This window comes from Bacillus cereus (genome assembly GCF_002564555.1).
Lineage (GTDB): Bacteria > Bacillota > Bacilli > Bacillales > Bacillaceae_G > Bacillus_A > Bacillus_A cereus_K.
In genome coordinates, this window is the sequence record NZ_NUVD01000020.1 from 550718 (window position 1) to 567245 (window position 16528).

Below are 16528 nucleotides of genomic sequence, written 5' to 3' on the forward strand. Positions count from 1 at the left end.
TAGTGAAACAGAGAATTATTACTGGAGTGGTTGCTGCCGCGCTATTCATTCCCATCGTAATTTACGGTGGCGTGCCTTTTACGGTTTTAGTGTATGCACTTGCTTCTATAGGTTTATATGAATTAATTCGTATGAATAAGCTTACGCTTATTTCAGTACCAACAGTTTTAGCTGCAGTATTATTATGGATTATTTTAGTTCCAAGTAGTGCATCAGAACTGTTTACGTGGATTGGACTAGGTAAATTAGAAATCACATTTGTGATTGTTTTATTACTTTTATCATATACAGTCCTTTCTAAGAATACATTTACTTTTGATAATGCTTCATTTTTACTAATGGCAACGACATATGTTGGAATGGGATTCTTATATTTAAATGAAACGAGAATATTAGGAATTAAATATGTGTTTTGCGCATTATTTGTTATATGGGCTACTGATTCAGGCGCATATTTCATAGGAAAAGCATTAGGAAAAAGAAAATTGTGGCCAGAAATTAGTCCAAATAAAACGATTGAAGGTTCATTAGGCGGTATTGTTTGTGGGATTGTTGTTGCAGTTGTTTTCAACATGTTCTTCCCAGTTGAAGCGAATGTAGGGATTTTAATTGTGTTGACAATTATCATTTCTATTTTTGGACAAATTGGTGATTTGGTACAATCTGCATTTAAACGTCATTACGGCGTAAAGGATTCAGGTACAATTTTGCCTGGACATGGTGGTATATTAGATCGAACAGATAGTTGGTTATTTGTTTTACCAATTCTCTACTTCTTATTACAATATAATTAATAAATGAACGAGGGGTTGGAGTCATGAAGAACATTAGTTTATTAGGTGCAAGCGGATCAATTGGTACACAAACTTTAGATGTATTACGCTCGCACCCAGACCAATTCCGTCTCGTTGCTTTTTCTGTAGGGAAAAATATTGACTACGCAGTAAAGGTAATTCAAGAGTTTTCTCCGCAAATCGTCTCTGTGCAAAGAGAGGAAGATGTTTTAAAATTACAAGCTGTTTCGGGTAATACAAAAGTTGTATATGGTAGTGAAGGACTTTTAGAAGTAGCTTTACATCCAGATGCGGAGATTGTAGTAAATGCTGTTGTAGGTAGCGTAGGGTTGTTACCAACACTTCGTGCAATTGAGGCGAAAAAAACAATTGGAATTGCAAATAAAGAAACATTAGTAACTGCAGGGCATCTTGTAATGGAGGCTGCACGAAAACATAATGTTTCGTTACTTCCAGTAGATAGTGAACATTCAGCTATTTTTCAATGCTTGAATGGTGAAAATGAAAAAAGAATTTCTCGACTCATTATAACGGCTTCTGGTGGAAGTTTTCGTGATAAAGCGAGAGATGAATTGCATCATGTGACCGTAGAAGATGCGCTTCGACATCCAAACTGGTCAATGGGTTCGAAAATTACAATTGATTCTGCTACAATGATGAATAAGGGACTAGAAGTAATTGAAGCACATTGGCTTTTTGATATCCCTTATGAGCAAATCGATGTTGTTTTACATAAAGAAAGTATTATCCATTCTATGGTTGAATTTGAAGATCGTAGTGTAATGGCACAGCTTGGCTCACCTGATATGCGAGTACCAATTCAATATGCACTTACATATCCTGATAGATTACCTCTTTCAGACACAAAACAGTTAAATTTATGGGAAATGGGAACATTGCACTTTGAGAAAATGAATCAAGAACGTTTCCGTTGTCTACGTTTTGCGTATGAGGCTGGAAAAACAGGTGGGAGTATGCCAGCTGTAATGAACGCAGCGAATGAAGTTGCTGTTGAGGCTTTTTTACAAAAGAGAATCGGTTTCTTAACAGTGGAAGACCTTATTGAAAAAGCAATGAACCATCACAATGTCATTGCACGTCCGAGCTTAGAGGAAATTCTGGAAATTGATGCAGCCACAAGACGGTTTGTGATGGAACAAATTTAGCAAAGGTGGTTATGGAATTGGATACAGCGATTGCCTTTATATTAATTTTCGGTGCACTCGTATTTTTCCATGAGCTAGGGCATCTATATTTCGCAAAAAGAGCAGGTATTTTATGCCGCGAGTTCGCGATTGGTTTTGGTCCGAAAATCTTCTCATTTGAAAAGAATGAAACGGTGTATACGATTCGATTACTGCCCCTTGGTGGCTATGTAAGAATGGCTGGTGAGGATGCGGACACAGTTGAGTTAAAGCCAGGGAAAAAGGTTGGACTTGTACTAAATGAAAAAGACGAAGTTGTGAAATTAGTTTTTGATGGATATGAAAAGTATCCAAATGTTCGTGTCATTGAAGTCGAGCAAGCTGATTTAGAGCATAATCTTATGATTTCGGGATATGAAGAGTACGAGGAAGAGCTTCAAACGTTCCGTGTGAATGAAAAAGCTCGTATCATTACTGCTGGGGAAGAAATTCAAATTGCTCCATACAATAGGCAATTTGGCTCTAAAAAATTAGGTCAACGTGCTTTAACAATCTTTGCGGGTCCTGCAATGAACTTCATTTTAGCGTTTGTTATCTTTGTGATTCTTGGATTTGTACAAGGGGTTCCTGTTGACAAACCAATGGTCGGAAAAGTGATGGAGAACAGTGCAGCACAGCAAGCTGGATTAAAAGAAAATGATACAATTCAAGCGATCGATGGGAAAAACACTAGTACATGGAAAGATGTTGTAAATATTGTACGTGAAAACCCAAATAAAGAAATTACGTTACATGTAAAGCGTGATAGTGAACAGCTTAATGTAAAAGTAACGCCAACACTTGATAAAGAAGGTAAAGAAGAAGTTGGTAGAATTGGTGTTTACTCTCCTGTAGAGAAAACAGTGATGGGTTCGATTAAATCAGGATTTGAACAAACGTATCAATGGACGAAACTAATTTTTGAGTCTCTTGTGAAATTAGTAACTGGTCAATTTTCTATTAATGAGTTGTCAGGTCCAGTAGGGATTTATAATCTAACGGATCAAGTGGTAGATTATGGATTTACGCGTGTGCTAAGTTTAGCAGCAGTGTTAAGCATAAACCTTGGTTTATTTAATTTATTACCAGTCCCAGCTTTAGACGGTGGACGTTTATTCTTCTTCTTAATTGAAGCGTTACGAGGGAAACCAATTGACCGTCAAAAAGAAGGAATAGTTCACTTTATTGGTTTTGCTTTATTAATGTTACTTATGTTAGTTGTAACATGGAATGACATCCGTAAGTTTTTCTTGTAAAATAAAGTGGAACTTATAATGAAATAGAGTTCGTAGAATAAAATCCCTCACCTAACTCGAGGTGAGGGGTTTTACTGCGTGTAAGAGTAAAATGAAGAGGTGCGAATCAATGAAACAAAGTATGGTATTCAGTCCTACATTACGTGAAGTTCCAGCAGATGCTGAAATTAAGAGTCATCAGTTATTACTTCGTGCAGGTTTTATGCGTCAAAATGCGTCCGGTATTTATAGTTTTCTACCATTTGGTTTAAAAGTACTACACAAAGTAGAACGTATCGTTCGAGAAGAAATGGAGCGTGCGGGGGCTGTAGAATTATTAATGCCAGCTATGCAAGCTGCAGAATTATGGCAAGAGTCAGGCCGTTGGTATTCTTACGGGTCTGAATTAATGCGTATGAAAGATCGTAACGCTCGTGAATTTGCATTAGGAGCGACACATGAAGAAGTAATTACGGATCTTGTACGTGATGAAATAAAATCATATAAAAAATTACCATTAACACTATATCAAATTCAAACAAAGTTCCGTGACGAACAAAGACCTCGTTTCGGTTTATTACGTGGAAGAGAGTTTCTAATGAAAGATGCATATTCTTTCCATGCTACGCAAGAGAGCTTAGATGAAGTGTACGATCGCTTGTACAAAGCATACTCTAACATTTTTGCTCGTTGTGGCTTGAATTTCCGTGCGGTTATTGCTGATTCTGGAGCAATGGGCGGAAAAGATACACATGAATTTATGGTATTATCTGATGTTGGTGAAGATACAATTGCATACTCTGATACATCTGATTATGCTGCGAACATCGAAATGGCTCCTGTTGTAGCTACGTATACGAAGAGTGACGAAGCGGAAAAAGCACTTGAAAAAGTAGCAACACCAGATCAAAAAGCAATTGAAGAAGTATCTGCATTCTTAAACATTGAAGCTGACAAGTGTATTAAGTCTATGGTATTTAAAGTAGATGAGAAATTAGTAGTTGTACTTGTTCGTGGTGATCATGAAGTAAACGATGTAAAAGTGAAAAATGTATACGGTGCTTCAGTTGTTGAGCTTGCTTCTCATGAAGAAGTAAAAGAACTATTAAATTGTGAAGTTGGTTCATTAGGACCGATAGGTGTAACAGGTGATATCGAAATTATTGCTGATCATGCTGTAGCATCAATTGTCAACGGATGTTCAGGAGCGAACGAAGAAGGATTCCATTATGTAAATGTAAATCCAGAACGTGACTTTAAAGTAAGTCAATATACAGATTTACGCTTCATTCAAGAAGGAGACCAATCTCCAGACGGAAACGGAACAATTCTTTTCGCACGCGGAATTGAAGTTGGTCATGTATTCAAATTAGGAACTCGTTATAGTGAAGCAATGAACGCAACATTCCTAGATGAAAACGGAAAAACACAACCACTTATTATGGGTTGTTACGGCATTGGTGTATCTCGTACAGTGGCAGCAATTGCAGAGCAGTTTAATGATGAGAACGGTTTAGTTTGGCCAAAAGCTGTTGCGCCGTTCCATGTGCATGTAATTCCAGTAAATATGAAATCTGATGCACAACGTGAAATGGGTGAAAACATCTACAACTCATTACAAGAGCAAGGATATGAAGTATTACTAGATGATCGTGCAGAACGTGCAGGTGTTAAATTTGCAGATGCAGATTTATTCGGCCTTCCAGTTCGCGTTACAGTTGGTAAAAAAGCAGACGAAGGTATTGTAGAAGTGAAAGTACGTGCTACAGGTGAGTCTGAAGAAGTAAAAGTAGAAGAACTTCAAACATATATTGCAAATATTTTAAAATAAGAAGAGGTACCTCGTAATGGGGTACCTTCTCTTTCTTTGTAAACGTATTTTGTAAAAGAAGAAGGGAGAAATCTTTCTTTGTAGTACGTTTCAATTTATAATAGCAAATGGAAGGAGAGTGCTTATGTCTTTAACAAATGAACAACAAGAGCGATTTCAAATCTTGCTCCAACAGTTGCAAATACCAGACGACCTTATAAATCAATATTTACATGGCGGTGGTATTGAAAGACTCGTTATTGATAAAGCGAATAAAAGTTGGCATTTTGATTTACAAGTGCCACGTATTTTGCCGACAGAATTATATGAATTGCTAGAAACAAAGCTTAAGCAATCATTTTCTCATATTGCAAGAACAACATTTGCATTAGAAGCAGAGAATAAACAGTTTACAGAAGAAGAAGTGAGGGCGTATTGGCCGCTTTGTACGGAACGAATTACATTTTCACCTATGTTTGCGTACTTAAAAAAACAACTTCCGCAGGTGAATGGCGTGAAGTTGCTAATAAATGTGAATAATGATCTGGAATCTACTGCATTAAAGAAAAATGTTGCGAAACCAGTAGGTGATCAATATGAAGCTTTTGGATTTCCGCGTTTTCAGTTAGATACACATATAAAGCAAAATACAGAAGAAATGCAAAAGTTTCGTGAGCAAACGCAGCAAGAAGACCGCGAGCGTGTTATACAAGCTATGGAAGAAATGGCGAAGAAGCAAGCTGAAGAAAGCAGCGTTGTGCATGAAGGACCGATTACACTCGGGTATCTTATTAAGCCAGATGAAGAGATTACACCGATGCGAGAAATTCAAGATGAAGAAAGAAGAAAAACAGTTCAAGGATATGTCTTCCATGTAGAAACAAAAGAGCTTCGTAGTGGCCGTACGTTATTAACTTTAAAAATAACAGATTATACGGATTCTATTATGATTAAAATGTTCTCGCGTGACAAAGAAGATATTCCGATGCTGCAATCCTTGAAAAAAGGAATGTGGGTGAAAGCACGTGGTTCTGTTCAAAATGATACGTTTGTTCGAGATTTAGTAATGATTGCAAATGATATTAATGAAATAACGGGACCGTCTCGTAAAGATAAAGCGCCAGAAGGTGAAAAACGTGTAGAGCTGCATCTTCACACACCAATGAGCCAAATGGATGCTGTTACCCCTGTTTCTAGACTTGTAGCCCAAGCAGGTAAATGGGGGCATGAGGCAATTGCGGTTACAGACCATGCTGTTGCGCAGTCATTCCCAGAAGCATATTCTGCGGGTAAAAAGGCTGGGGTTAAAGTTATATACGGTGTCGAGGCGAATTTAGTTAATGATGGTGTACCAATAGCATATAACGAAGCGCATCGTCTACTTGCAGATGAAACATATGTTGTCTTTGACGTTGAGACGACAGGGTTATCTGCTGTATATGACACTGTCATTGAGTTAGCTGCCGTAAAAGTAAAAGGTGGGGAAATTATTGACCGCTTTGAATCGTTTGCAAATCCACATCAACCGTTATCTGCAACGATTATTGAATTAACGGGTATTACAGATGATATGTTAACGGATGCACCAGAAGTGGACGAAGTGTTTAAAAAGTTTGAGGAATGGATGGGCGATCATACACTTGTTGCCCATAACGCAAGCTTCGATATGGGATTCATTAACGTGGGCTTTAAAAAGGCTGGAATCGAAAAAACGAATAACCCAGTTATTGATACGTTAGAACTTGCAAGATTCTTATTCCCGGAAATGAAAAATCATCGATTAAATACGATGTGTAAAAAGCTTGATATTGAATTAACGCAACATCACCGTGCAATTTATGATACAGAAGCAACGGGATATTTACTGGTGAAAATGTTAAAAGATGTGATTGAAAAGGGATTTGAATATCACGATCAATTAAATGATAGCATGGGGCAAGGGGATGCATATAAGCGTGGACGTCCAAGTCATATGACGCTACTTGCTACATCAGATGTTGGATTGAAAAATTTATATAAACTTGTTTCCTATTCGCATCTAAATTACTTTTACCGTGTACCACGTGTACCGAGGTCACTATTAAAAAAATACCGTGAAGGAATTTTAGTAGGAACGGCTTGCGATAAAGGTGAAGTATTTGAGGCAATGATGCAAAAAGCACCTGAAGAGGTAGAAGAAATTGCACAGTTCTATGATTACATTGAAGTAATGCCTCCAGATGTGTTACGTCATTTAGTAGAACGTGAACTTGTTCGTGATGAAGGACAATTAAAAACAATCATTTCTAACTTAGTAAAACTAGGTGAGACGTTAGATAAACCAGTTGTCGCTACAGGGAATGTGCATTATTTAGACCCAGAGGATGCAATGTATCGTAAAATTTTAGTAAGTTCGCAGGGCGGAGCAAATCCGTTAAATCGTCATTCGTTACCACCTGTACATTTCCGTACAACAGATGAAATGTTAGAGTGTTTTTCATTCTTAGGTGAAGACGTAGCGAAAGAAATTGTTGTAACGAATACACAAAAGGTTGCATCATTAATTGGCGATGTTCATCCAGTAAAAGATGATCTATACACACCGAAAATTGAAGGTGCGGATGATGAAACGCGTGATATGAGTTATAAAATGGCACGTAGCATTTATGGTGAAGAACTACCAGAAATTGTAGAAGCTCGTTTAGAAAAGGAATTAAAAAGTATTATTGGGCATGGATTTGCCGTAATTTATTTAATTTCGCATAAGCTTGTGAAAAAATCGTTAGTCGACGGCTACCTAGTAGGTTCGCGTGGATCGGTAGGTTCATCATTTGTTGCAACGATGATGGAAATTACAGAAGTAAACCCATTACCACCACATTATGTATGTCCAAAGTGTAAGCAATCAGAATTCTTTAATGACGGTTCGGTTGGTTCTGGTTTTGACTTGCCAGATAAAGAATGTCCAACCTGTAATGTGTCATATGTAAAAGATGGACATGATATTCCGTTCGAAACATTCCTTGGATTTAAAGGAGATAAGGTGCCCGACATCGATTTGAGTGCGACACGTTCTTAACTGAAAAGGTTAAGCACTAGCATCTGCTAGTAGAACTGCTATTCCGAAGTATGGAACGATGGAGTAACGTCCTGAAACATACTCACTGAAGCTACGGCAAGCGATAGCGATAATGCAAACATCAACATCGTTTGAAGCCCGTTAAAGTAGGCTGAAGTTCACCCTAACGTAAAAGACGAGGAAAGGGAGATATAAATCTTCTGTGAATGATAGGTCTGGTGTCTATAAAATCCCTATGGTTAGAATCAGTAGAATCACTGGGACGAACCCTCGACTGACTTTTCGTGAATGTCACGTTACAGAAATGTAACGGGGTCCAAAGAGGACTTCCAAGTGTGGATGAGTAAGCGTTTGGTTATGAAAATCCATACTGTGTTACAGGCACAGTCAAGCTTGGCGGAATTTAGGGGGAACCTAAGGGGATTATGTACAGATAAGAATAGTGGAACGTGTGAAGCTTTCGACATAAGAGAAGATTGCACTTCGATGACGATGGTATGTGGAAAGGCAGATGCTATAACACATTTTACGAAAGTGGCAGTAGTGCCGTAGTACCGCTTAATGAAATGCCAAAGATGACTGAATAACCAATAAGTCGGAGGATAAAACATTTCAGAGGGAAGGGCACAAGTCGTTAACGTCGACAAAGTTAACGATGGAACGCCGTGTGAGTGTGAAAGCCTCATGCACGGTGTGGAGTGGGGGAAAAGCTGGAGATAACATCAAATGCTTACCTATCACTATACTTCTCCGGGGAATACCAACCACGTGCCCATAACTATACGAAAGTATTGTTTGGTGAAGATTATGTATATCGTGCAGGAACGATTGGTACGGTTGCGGAAAAAACTGCTTATGGGTATGTAAAAGGTTATGCTAATGATCATAACTTGACAATTCGAAATGCAGAGATTGATCGTCTTGTTTCGGGATGTACAGGGGTAAAACGTACAACTGGACAGCATCCAGGCGGTATTATCGTTGTTCCTGATTACATGGACATCTTTGATTTTTCACCAATACAGTTTCCAGCAGATTCAATTGGGGCCGAGTGGAGAACAACGCACTTTGACTTCCACTCGATTCATGATAATTTATTGAAACTTGATATATTAGGACATGATGACCCGACCGTTATTCGTATGCTTCAAGATTTAAGTGGTATTGATCCGAAGACAATCCCAACAGATGATCCAGAAGTAATGAAGATTTTCTCTGGTCCAGAATCATTGGGAGTAACGGAAGAACAGATTAACTGTAAAACAGGTACACTTGGTATACCGGAATTCGGTACGAAATTCGTAAGACAGATGTTAGAAGAGACAAAACCAACGACGTTCTCAGAGCTAGTCCAAATTTCTGGACTATCACATGGTACTGACGTATGGCTCGGTAATGCAAACGAGTTAATTTATAACGGTACATGTACGCTAAGTGAAGTTATCGGTTGTCGTGATGACATCATGGTATATTTAATTTATCAAGGATTAGATCCATCATTAGCTTTCAAAATCATGGAGTCGGTGCGTAAAGGTAAAGGCGTACCCGAAGAATGGGAAGAGGACATGAAAAATAACAATGTACCAGGTTGGTATATTGATTCATGTAAAAAGATTAAGTACATGTTCCCTAAAGCCCATGCGGCTGCTTATGTACTTATGGCTGTTCGTATTGCATACTTTAAAGTACACTTTGCACTTTTATTCTACGCAGCATATTTTACAGTTCGTGCAGATGATTTTGATGTAGAGGCGATGGCAAAAGGCTCAGCATCTATACGTGTAAAAATTGATGAAATTGCACAAAAAGGATTGGATGCAGCGCCGAAAGAGAAGAGTTTATTAACGGTACTAGAAATGACACTTGAAATGTGTGAGCGTGGATACTCATTCCAAAAGGTTGATTTATACCGCTCGCATGCAACGGAGTTTATTATTGATGGGGATACTTTAATTCCTCCATTTAATGCAGTGCCTGGTCTTGGTACAAATGCAGCATTAAGTATTGTGGAAGCGCGCAAAAATGGAGATTTCTTATCAAAAGAAGACTTACAGCAGCGAAGTAAGGTTTCGAAAACAATTATTGAGTATTTAGATAGCCAAGGTTGTTTAGGAGACTTGCCGGATCAAAACCAATTATCACTGTTCTAATAGGTAGGAAAATTCTTTGCAAATCAATATTTGCTATGGTATACTATAAACCGAGATAACCATGTCATGTATATTTTGTGAAAAAGAGAGTGGGGAAACCCACTCTTTCGTGTTACTATCTACATTTTATTCGTGTAGATAGTAAAGACATTTCTGTCGTATATACATATTTTGTTACAAGTTTTACTTCTTAAATTTGGTAATACTAAGACAGATATTCCCTGCTTAACGGCGGGGGCTTTTGTTAGCTAACGAGAAAGAATAAGATAGACCGTCTTTATGAACGGGATCTTTTCTTGTAAATGGTACATGGCGGCAGGAAGGAGGCTGTTTATGGATAAGAAAGTCACAGAAGTTGTAGAAGCATTTGCGCAGCCGATCGTTGAAGAGTTAAATCTTGAACTTGTAGATGTAGAGTATGTGAAAGAAGGACAAGACTGGTTCTTACGCGTATTCATCGATTCTGAAAAGGGAGTCGACATTGAAGAATGCGGTGCGGTAAGTGAACGTTTAAGCGAAGCTTTAGATAAAGAGGATCCAATTCCTCACCTTTACTTTTTGGATGTATCATCTCCTGGAGCAGAACGCCCATTAAAGAAAGAGAAAGACTTCCAGCAAGCGGTAGGAAAACAAGTGGCAATTAAAACATATGAGCCGATTGATGGCGAAAAGATGTTTGAAGGAAAGTTACTTTCCTACGACGGTACTACAATTACACTACTATTAACAATTAAAACACGTAAAAAAGAAATCCAAATTCCAATGGATAAAGTTGCAAATGCGCGACTTGCTGTTACGTTTTAGTAAGAAGGGGGATCTTCATGAGCACTGAGTTGTTAGATGCTTTGCTCGTATTAGAGTCAGAAAAAGGTATTAGCAAAGATATTATTATTGATGCGATTGAAGCAGCATTAATCTCTGCTTATAAACGCAATTTTAACCAAGCACAAAACGTTCGTGTGAGCTTTAACCCAGAAGTGGGAACAATTCAAGTTTTAGCACGTAAGGACGTTGTTGATAATGTGTTTGATCCACGTCTTGAAATCTCTGTAGAAGAGGCAAGACAAATTAATCCAAACTACCAAGATGGCGACGTACTAGAAATTGAAGTAACGCCAAAAGATTTTGGTCGTATTGCAGCACAAACTGCAAAACAAGTTGTAACGCAACGAGTGCGTGAAGCAGAACGTGGTGTTATTTATTCAGAATTTAGTGATCGTGAAGAAGACATTATGGTTGGTATTGTACAACGCCAAGATGCTCGTTTCATCTACGTAAGCTTAGGGAAGGTAGAAGCTTTACTACCTGTAAGTGAGCAAATGCCAAATGAGCAATATAAACCACATGATCGTATTCGCGTATTTATTACAAAAGTAGAAAAGACAACAAAAGGACCACAAATTTACGTATCACGTACACATCCTGGTCTTTTAAAACGTTTATTCGAAATGGAAGTTCCTGAAATTTATGATGGAACTGTTGACATTCGTTCTGTAGCGCGCGAAGCAGGAGATCGTTCTAAAATCTCTGTGCATGCAGAAAACATCGATGTTGATCCAGTTGGTTCTTGTGTAGGACCGAAAGGACAACGTGTACAACGCGTTGTAGATGAACTAAAAGGTGAAAAGATTGACATCGTTCGCTGGTCAAATGACCCAGTTGAATATGTTGCAAATGCTTTAAGCCCATCACAAGTTGTTAAAGTACTTGTAGATGAAGAAGAAAAAGCAACAACTGTTGTTGTTCCAGACCACCAGCTGTCATTAGCAATTGGTAAGCGTGGACAAAATGCGCGTCTTGCAGCTAAATTAACAGGCTGGAAAATTGATATTAAAAGTGAGTCTGATGCGAAACAACTTGGTATTGTGACAGAAGAAGATAGCGTAATCGCATTCGGATTCGATTCAGTTGAAGACGAAATCGAATAGAGGTGATGAGTATGAGCAATCGAAAAGTTCCGTTACGAAAATGTATTGCGACGCAAGAAATGAAATCAAAACGAGAGCTCGTTCGCATTGTTCGTTCCAAAGAGGGCGAAGTGTCTATTGATTTATCAGGAAAAAAATCAGGACGAGGTGCATATTTGTCAAAAGATAAAGAATGCATAATTCAAGCTCAAAAGAAAAACATTTTGGAACATCATCTAAAAGCGAAAATCGACAGTTCTCTGTACGAAGAGCTTCTTGAGCTTGTTGAGAAGGAGTCGAATTAAGTGTCCGATTGGAAATCGTTTTTAGGACTAGCAAATCGCGCTCGAAAACTCATTTCGGGTGAAGAACTCGTTTTAAAAGAAGTACGAAGTGGTAAAGCAAAGCTCGTATTACTTTCTGAAGATGCGTCAGCGAACACTACAAAACGTATCACTGATAAAACGACGTACTACAACGTACCAATGAAAAAAGTCGAAAATCGACAACAATTAGGGCATGCGATTGGGAGAGACGAGCGAGTCGTTGTAGCTGTGTTAGATGAAGGCTTTGCGAAAAAGCTACGTAGCATGCTCGATACAAATTACCGGGGGTGAAGGTATGAGTAAAATTCGAGTACATGAATATGCAAAAAAAAATAATATCTCAAGTAAAGATCTTATGACAAAACTAAAAGAGATGAATATCGAGGTTTCGAATCATATGACAATGTTAGAAGATGAAGTAGTAAACAAATTAGATAATGAATATAGCACTGGAGCGGAAAAACCTTCTGTTGCAGATGAGTTTGAAGTAGAAGAGAAAGTTGTTCGCAGTAAAAAGAACAGCAATAAGAAGAAGAAAAAAGGCAAAGGAACTGAAGACAAACGTCAAGATAACTTTGCTGGAAGACAACAAACACAAATAGTAGAAACACCAGATAAAATTACTTTCTCTGGAAGCCTTACAGTAGGTGAACTTGCTAAAAAATTAAGCAAAGAGCCATCTGAAATTATTAAGAAGCTCTTCATGCTAGGAATTATGGCAACAATTAACCAAGATTTAGATAAAGATACAATTGAGTTAATTGCTACTGATTACGGTATTGAAGTAGAAGAAGAAGTAGTTGTAAGTGAAACTGAGTTTGAAACATTCATCGATGAGCAAGATGATGAAGAAAACTTAAAAGAGCGTCCGGCTGTTGTTACAATTATGGGACACGTTGACCATGGTAAAACAACATTACTTGACTCTATTCGTAACTCAAAAGTAACTGCTGGCGAAGCGGGTGGAATTACTCAGCATATCGGTGCATACCAAGTTGAAGTAAATGATAAGAAAATTACATTCTTAGATACGCCTGGTCACGCGGCATTTACAACGATGCGTGCTCGTGGTGCGCAAGTAACGGATATTACAATCCTTGTTGTTGCGGCTGATGACGGTGTTATGCCACAAACAGTTGAAGCGATTAGCCATGCAAAAGCAGCTGGAGTACCAATTATTGTTGCTGTGAATAAAATGGATAAACCAGCGGCGAATCCTGATCGTGTAATGCAAGAATTAACAGAATATGAATTGGTTCCAGAAGCTTGGGGCGGAGACACGATTTTCGTACCAATTTCTGCAATTCAAGGCGAAGGAATTGACAACTTGCTAGAAATGATTCTACTTGTAAGTGAAGTAGAAGAATATAAAGCAAATCCAAATCGTTATGCAACTGGTACTGTAATTGAAGCACAGCTTGATAAAGGTAAAGGAACTATCGCGACATTACTTGTTCAAAACGGTACGCTTCGAGTTGGAGATCCAATCGTTGTTGGAACTTCATTCGGACGTGTTCGTGCAATGGTAAGTGATATTGGTCGTCGAGTAAAAGTTGCTGGTCCATCAACTCCTGTTGAAATTACAGGTTTAAATGAAGTACCACAAGCTGGAGATCGTTTCATGGCATTCGCTGATGAGAAGAAAGCTCGTCAAATCGGTGAATCACGTGCACAAGAAGCGTTAGTTGCACAACGTGGTGAGAAATCTAAATTAAGCCTTGAAGATTTATTCCAACAAATCCAAGAGGGCGATGTAAAAGAAATTAACTTAATCGTAAAAGCAGACGTACAAGGTTCTGTTGAAGCGATGGCAGCATCACTTCGTAAAATTGATGTTGAAGGCGTAAAAGTTAAAATCATTCACACTGGTGTAGGTGCGATTACAGAATCTGATATTATTTTAGCTTCTGCATCTAATGCAATTGTAATTGGATTTAACGTACGTCCAGATGTGAACGCGAAGCGTACAGCTGAACTAGAGAACGTTGATGTTCGCTTACACCGCATTATCTATAAAGTAATCGAAGAAATTGAATCAGCAATGCAAGGTATGCTTGATCCAGAATTCGAAGAAAAAGTAATCGGCCAAGCGGAAGTTCGTCAAACATTCAAGGTAACAAAAGTGGGAACAATCGCAGGTTGTTACGTAATAGATGGTAAAATTACACGTGATAGTGGCGTTCGTATTATCCGCGATGGTGTAGTAATTTTCGAAGGACAACTTGATACGTTAAAACGTTTCAAAGACGACGTAAAAGAAGTTGCACAAAACTATGAGTGTGGTATTACAATTGAGAGATATAATGACCTTAAAGAAGGGGACATCATTGAAGCATACGTTATGGAAGAAGTGAAGCGATGATTATCGCTTCACTCTCATTCGAGTGTATGATTTACGATGTACATTCTTTAAAAGAGAAACGGGCAATTTTGCAACGAGTGCTAACTCGTGTGAAGCAGCGTTATAACGTAGCTGTTTCAGAAGTAGGGCATCAAGATGTATGGCAACGTACAGAAATTGCGATTGTTTCCGTATCCTCAAATCGTGTTATCTGTGAAAAAGAAATGAATCGTGTACTTGAGTACATCGATTCATTTCCTGAAATTGAACGTACGATAACACAATTGGAATGGTATTGAATGAGGTGAAGAGTTATGAAATTACGTGCAAACCGTGTAGGCGAGCAAATGAAAAAAGAATTAGGCGACATCATCAGTCGTAAAATTAAAGACCCACGTATCGGATTTGTTACAGTAACAGATGTACAAGTGAGTGGAGATTTACAAATTGCTACAGTGTATATTTCTGTTTTAGGTGATGAAGAACAGAAAGAAAGTACATTAAAAGGTTTAGCGAAGGCAAAAGGCTTCATTCGTTCAGAAATTGGCCAACGTATTCGCCTGCGTAAAACACCGGAAATTTCCTTTGAATTTGATGAGTCTATCGGATATGGTCATCGAATTGATACACTTTTACATGAAATTAATAAAGACGGTAAACGTGAAGAATAATGGATAGACATTTGTCTATCCATTTTTTCAATGCAAAATAAGTTTTGAATATTTACTATGAAAGAATTCTGATGAGGTGAACATATATGGAAGGTGTAGTATTATTACATAAGCCAAAAGGCATGACGTCGCATGATTGTGTATTTAAATTAAGAAAGATATTGCGAGAAAAGAGAATTGGTCATACGGGAACATTAGATCCAGATGTAACGGGCGTATTACCGATTTGTGTTGGTAGAGCAACGAAGATTGCACAATTTCTAACGAGTGAGACGAAAACATATGAAGGTGAAGTGACATTAGGGTTTTCAACAACAACTGAAGATGCTTCTGGTGAAGTTGTGGAAACAAAAAATGTTGACCGTGTTATTACCCGTAAGGAAGTAGAGGGAGCTCTTGCGGAATTAACAGGTACGATCGAACAAATGCCACCTATGTTCTCAGCTGTAAAAGTTAACGGAAAAAAATTATATGAATATGCAAGAGCAGGACAAGAAGTTGAACGTCCAGTTCGTACAATTACAATTCATGAATTCGTATTACTTGATGACCGTGAAGTTTTTGAAGGGGAAAACATTTCATTCCGTTTCCGTGTAACGTGTAGTAAAGGGACATATGTAAGAACGCTAGCAGTAATGATTGGAGAAAAACTTGGTTTTCCATCACATATGTCTCACCTTGTAAGAACAGCGTCTGGTGAATTTTTATTAGAAGATTGCATATCATTTGAAGAAATTGAAGAAAACGTGCAAAATGGAACAGTAGAGTCTATCTTCATTTCAATTGATGAAGCTTTAAGTAAGTTTCCAAAAATGGTTGTAGATGACAAGCAAGCAGAGAAAATAAAGAATGGTATGTTCTTAAAGAATGATTTAGAAATAACAGCACCATTTATTACAGTGTTTGATAAAAATGACCGTTGCTTAGCAATTTATGAGCATCATCCAAAACACCCTGGTATGCTAAAGCCGATGAAAGTACTTGTGAATAATCAAGAACTAAAGCTATAATGAATTATTGGAAGGATTATTACAGAAAAAGGTGAATTCAAG

At 38.0% G+C, this 16528-nt stretch carries 13 protein-coding genes and 2 pseudogenes; all 15 read left to right on the forward strand.

Annotated elements, in window-relative coordinates; genetic code table 11:
* Positions 1-2 precede the first annotated feature (2 nt).
* The 15 genes and pseudogenes from cdsA (at position 3) to truB (ending at position 16486) form a co-directional block, all read left to right on the forward strand.
* A complete protein-coding gene (cdsA, locus tag COI75_RS13400) occupies positions 3-794 on the forward strand; it encodes a phosphatidate cytidylyltransferase (protein WP_000813587.1) in 792 nt (263 codons plus the stop codon).
* A 23-nt stretch (positions 795-817) separates the two neighbouring features.
* Positions 818-1960 (forward strand): 1-deoxy-D-xylulose-5-phosphate reductoisomerase, encoded by a 1143-nt coding sequence (dxr, locus tag COI75_RS13405; protein ID WP_000790367.1) that lies wholly within the window; start codon positions 818-820, stop codon positions 1958-1960.
* A 17-nt stretch (positions 1961-1977) separates the two neighbouring features.
* Complete coding sequence (rseP, locus tag COI75_RS13410; RefSeq protein WP_000379065.1) at positions 1978-3234, forward strand: RIP metalloprotease RseP; 1257 nt, start codon at positions 1978-1980, stop codon at positions 3232-3234.
* A gap of 109 nt (positions 3235-3343) precedes the next feature.
* Entirely contained in the window at positions 3344-5044 is a 1701-nt protein-coding gene (locus tag COI75_RS13415) for a proline--tRNA ligase (RefSeq protein ID WP_000814293.1), read from the forward strand.
* A 124-nt stretch (positions 5045-5168) separates the two neighbouring features.
* Positions 5169-8066 (forward strand): annotated as a pseudogene (locus COI75_RS13420) (PolC-type DNA polymerase III); the annotation flags it as partial.
* Positions 8067-8420: 354 nt separating this feature from the next.
* Positions 8421-8633: a hypothetical protein gene (locus COI75_RS13425; protein WP_223267285.1), complete on the forward strand. Its 213-nt coding sequence runs from the start codon at positions 8421-8423 to the stop codon at positions 8631-8633.
* Between the two features lie 182 nt (positions 8634-8815).
* Positions 8816-10231 (forward strand): annotated as a pseudogene (locus tag COI75_RS13430) (PolC-type DNA polymerase III); the annotation flags it as partial.
* Positions 10232-10564: 333 nt separating this feature from the next.
* Entirely contained in the window at positions 10565-11035 is a 471-nt protein-coding gene (rimP, locus tag COI75_RS13435) for a ribosome maturation factor RimP (protein ID WP_000359095.1), read from the forward strand.
* A 17-nt stretch (positions 11036-11052) separates the two neighbouring features.
* Positions 11053-12159, forward strand: coding sequence for a transcription termination factor NusA (nusA, locus tag COI75_RS13440; protein ID WP_000102595.1), 1107 nt, complete (start codon positions 11053-11055; stop codon positions 12157-12159).
* Positions 12160-12170: 11 nt separating this feature from the next.
* Positions 12171-12443 carry an RNase P modulator RnpM gene (gene rnpM / locus COI75_RS13445; protein ID WP_000071124.1) on the forward strand — a complete coding sequence of 91 codons (273 nt, stop codon included), beginning with the start codon at positions 12171-12173 and terminating at the stop codon, positions 12441-12443.
* Positions 12444-12755, forward strand: coding sequence for a YlxQ family RNA-binding protein (locus tag COI75_RS13450; RefSeq protein ID WP_001286527.1), 312 nt, complete (start codon positions 12444-12446; stop codon positions 12753-12755).
* 4 nt (positions 12756-12759) lie between these two features.
* The gene (infB, locus tag COI75_RS13455) at positions 12760-14826 is read left to right on the forward strand and encodes a translation initiation factor IF-2 (RefSeq protein ID WP_000036348.1); all 2067 of its coding nucleotides are present in this window, start codon (positions 12760-12762) and stop codon (positions 14824-14826) included.
* Positions 14823-15104, forward strand: coding sequence for a DUF503 domain-containing protein (locus COI75_RS13460; RefSeq protein WP_000582364.1), 282 nt, complete (start codon positions 14823-14825; stop codon positions 15102-15104). The genes infB and COI75_RS13460 overlap by 4 nt, the downstream gene beginning before the upstream one ends.
* Before the next feature lie 15 nt (positions 15105-15119).
* The gene (rbfA, locus tag COI75_RS13465) at positions 15120-15476 is read left to right on the forward strand and encodes a 30S ribosome-binding factor RbfA (RefSeq protein ID WP_000776438.1); all 357 of its coding nucleotides are present in this window, start codon (positions 15120-15122) and stop codon (positions 15474-15476) included.
* A gap of 86 nt (positions 15477-15562) precedes the next feature.
* Positions 15563-16486: a tRNA pseudouridine(55) synthase TruB gene (truB, locus tag COI75_RS13470; protein ID WP_000399355.1), complete on the forward strand. Its 924-nt coding sequence runs from the start codon at positions 15563-15565 to the stop codon at positions 16484-16486.
* Positions 16487-16528 lie beyond the last annotated feature (42 nt).

What these genes read in the sequence shown, in the direction of transcription:
- rnpM (WP_000071124.1), top strand. Translation starts at nt 12,171, where the DNA reads ATGAGCAATCGAAAAGTTCCGTTACGAAAATGTATTGCGACGCAAGAA.
- truB (WP_000399355.1), top strand. Translation starts at nt 15,563, where the DNA reads ATGGAAGGTGTAGTATTATTACATAAGCCAAAAGGCATGACGTCGCAT.
- dxr (WP_000790367.1), top strand. Translation starts at nt 818, where the DNA reads ATGAAGAACATTAGTTTATTAGGTGCAAGCGGATCAATTGGTACACAA.
- COI75_RS13425 (WP_223267285.1), top strand. Translation starts at nt 8,421, where the DNA reads ATGAGTAAGCGTTTGGTTATGAAAATCCATACTGTGTTACAGGCACAG.
- nusA (WP_000102595.1), top strand. Translation starts at nt 11,053, where the DNA reads ATGAGCACTGAGTTGTTAGATGCTTTGCTCGTATTAGAGTCAGAAAAA.
- rimP (WP_000359095.1), top strand. Translation starts at nt 10,565, where the DNA reads ATGGATAAGAAAGTCACAGAAGTTGTAGAAGCATTTGCGCAGCCGATC.
- rbfA (WP_000776438.1), top strand. Translation starts at nt 15,120, where the DNA reads ATGAAATTACGTGCAAACCGTGTAGGCGAGCAAATGAAAAAAGAATTA.
- infB (WP_000036348.1), top strand. Translation starts at nt 12,760, where the DNA reads ATGAGTAAAATTCGAGTACATGAATATGCAAAAAAAAATAATATCTCA.
- COI75_RS13460 (WP_000582364.1), top strand. Translation starts at nt 14,823, where the DNA reads ATGATTATCGCTTCACTCTCATTCGAGTGTATGATTTACGATGTACAT.
- COI75_RS13415 (WP_000814293.1), top strand. Translation starts at nt 3,344, where the DNA reads ATGAAACAAAGTATGGTATTCAGTCCTACATTACGTGAAGTTCCAGCA.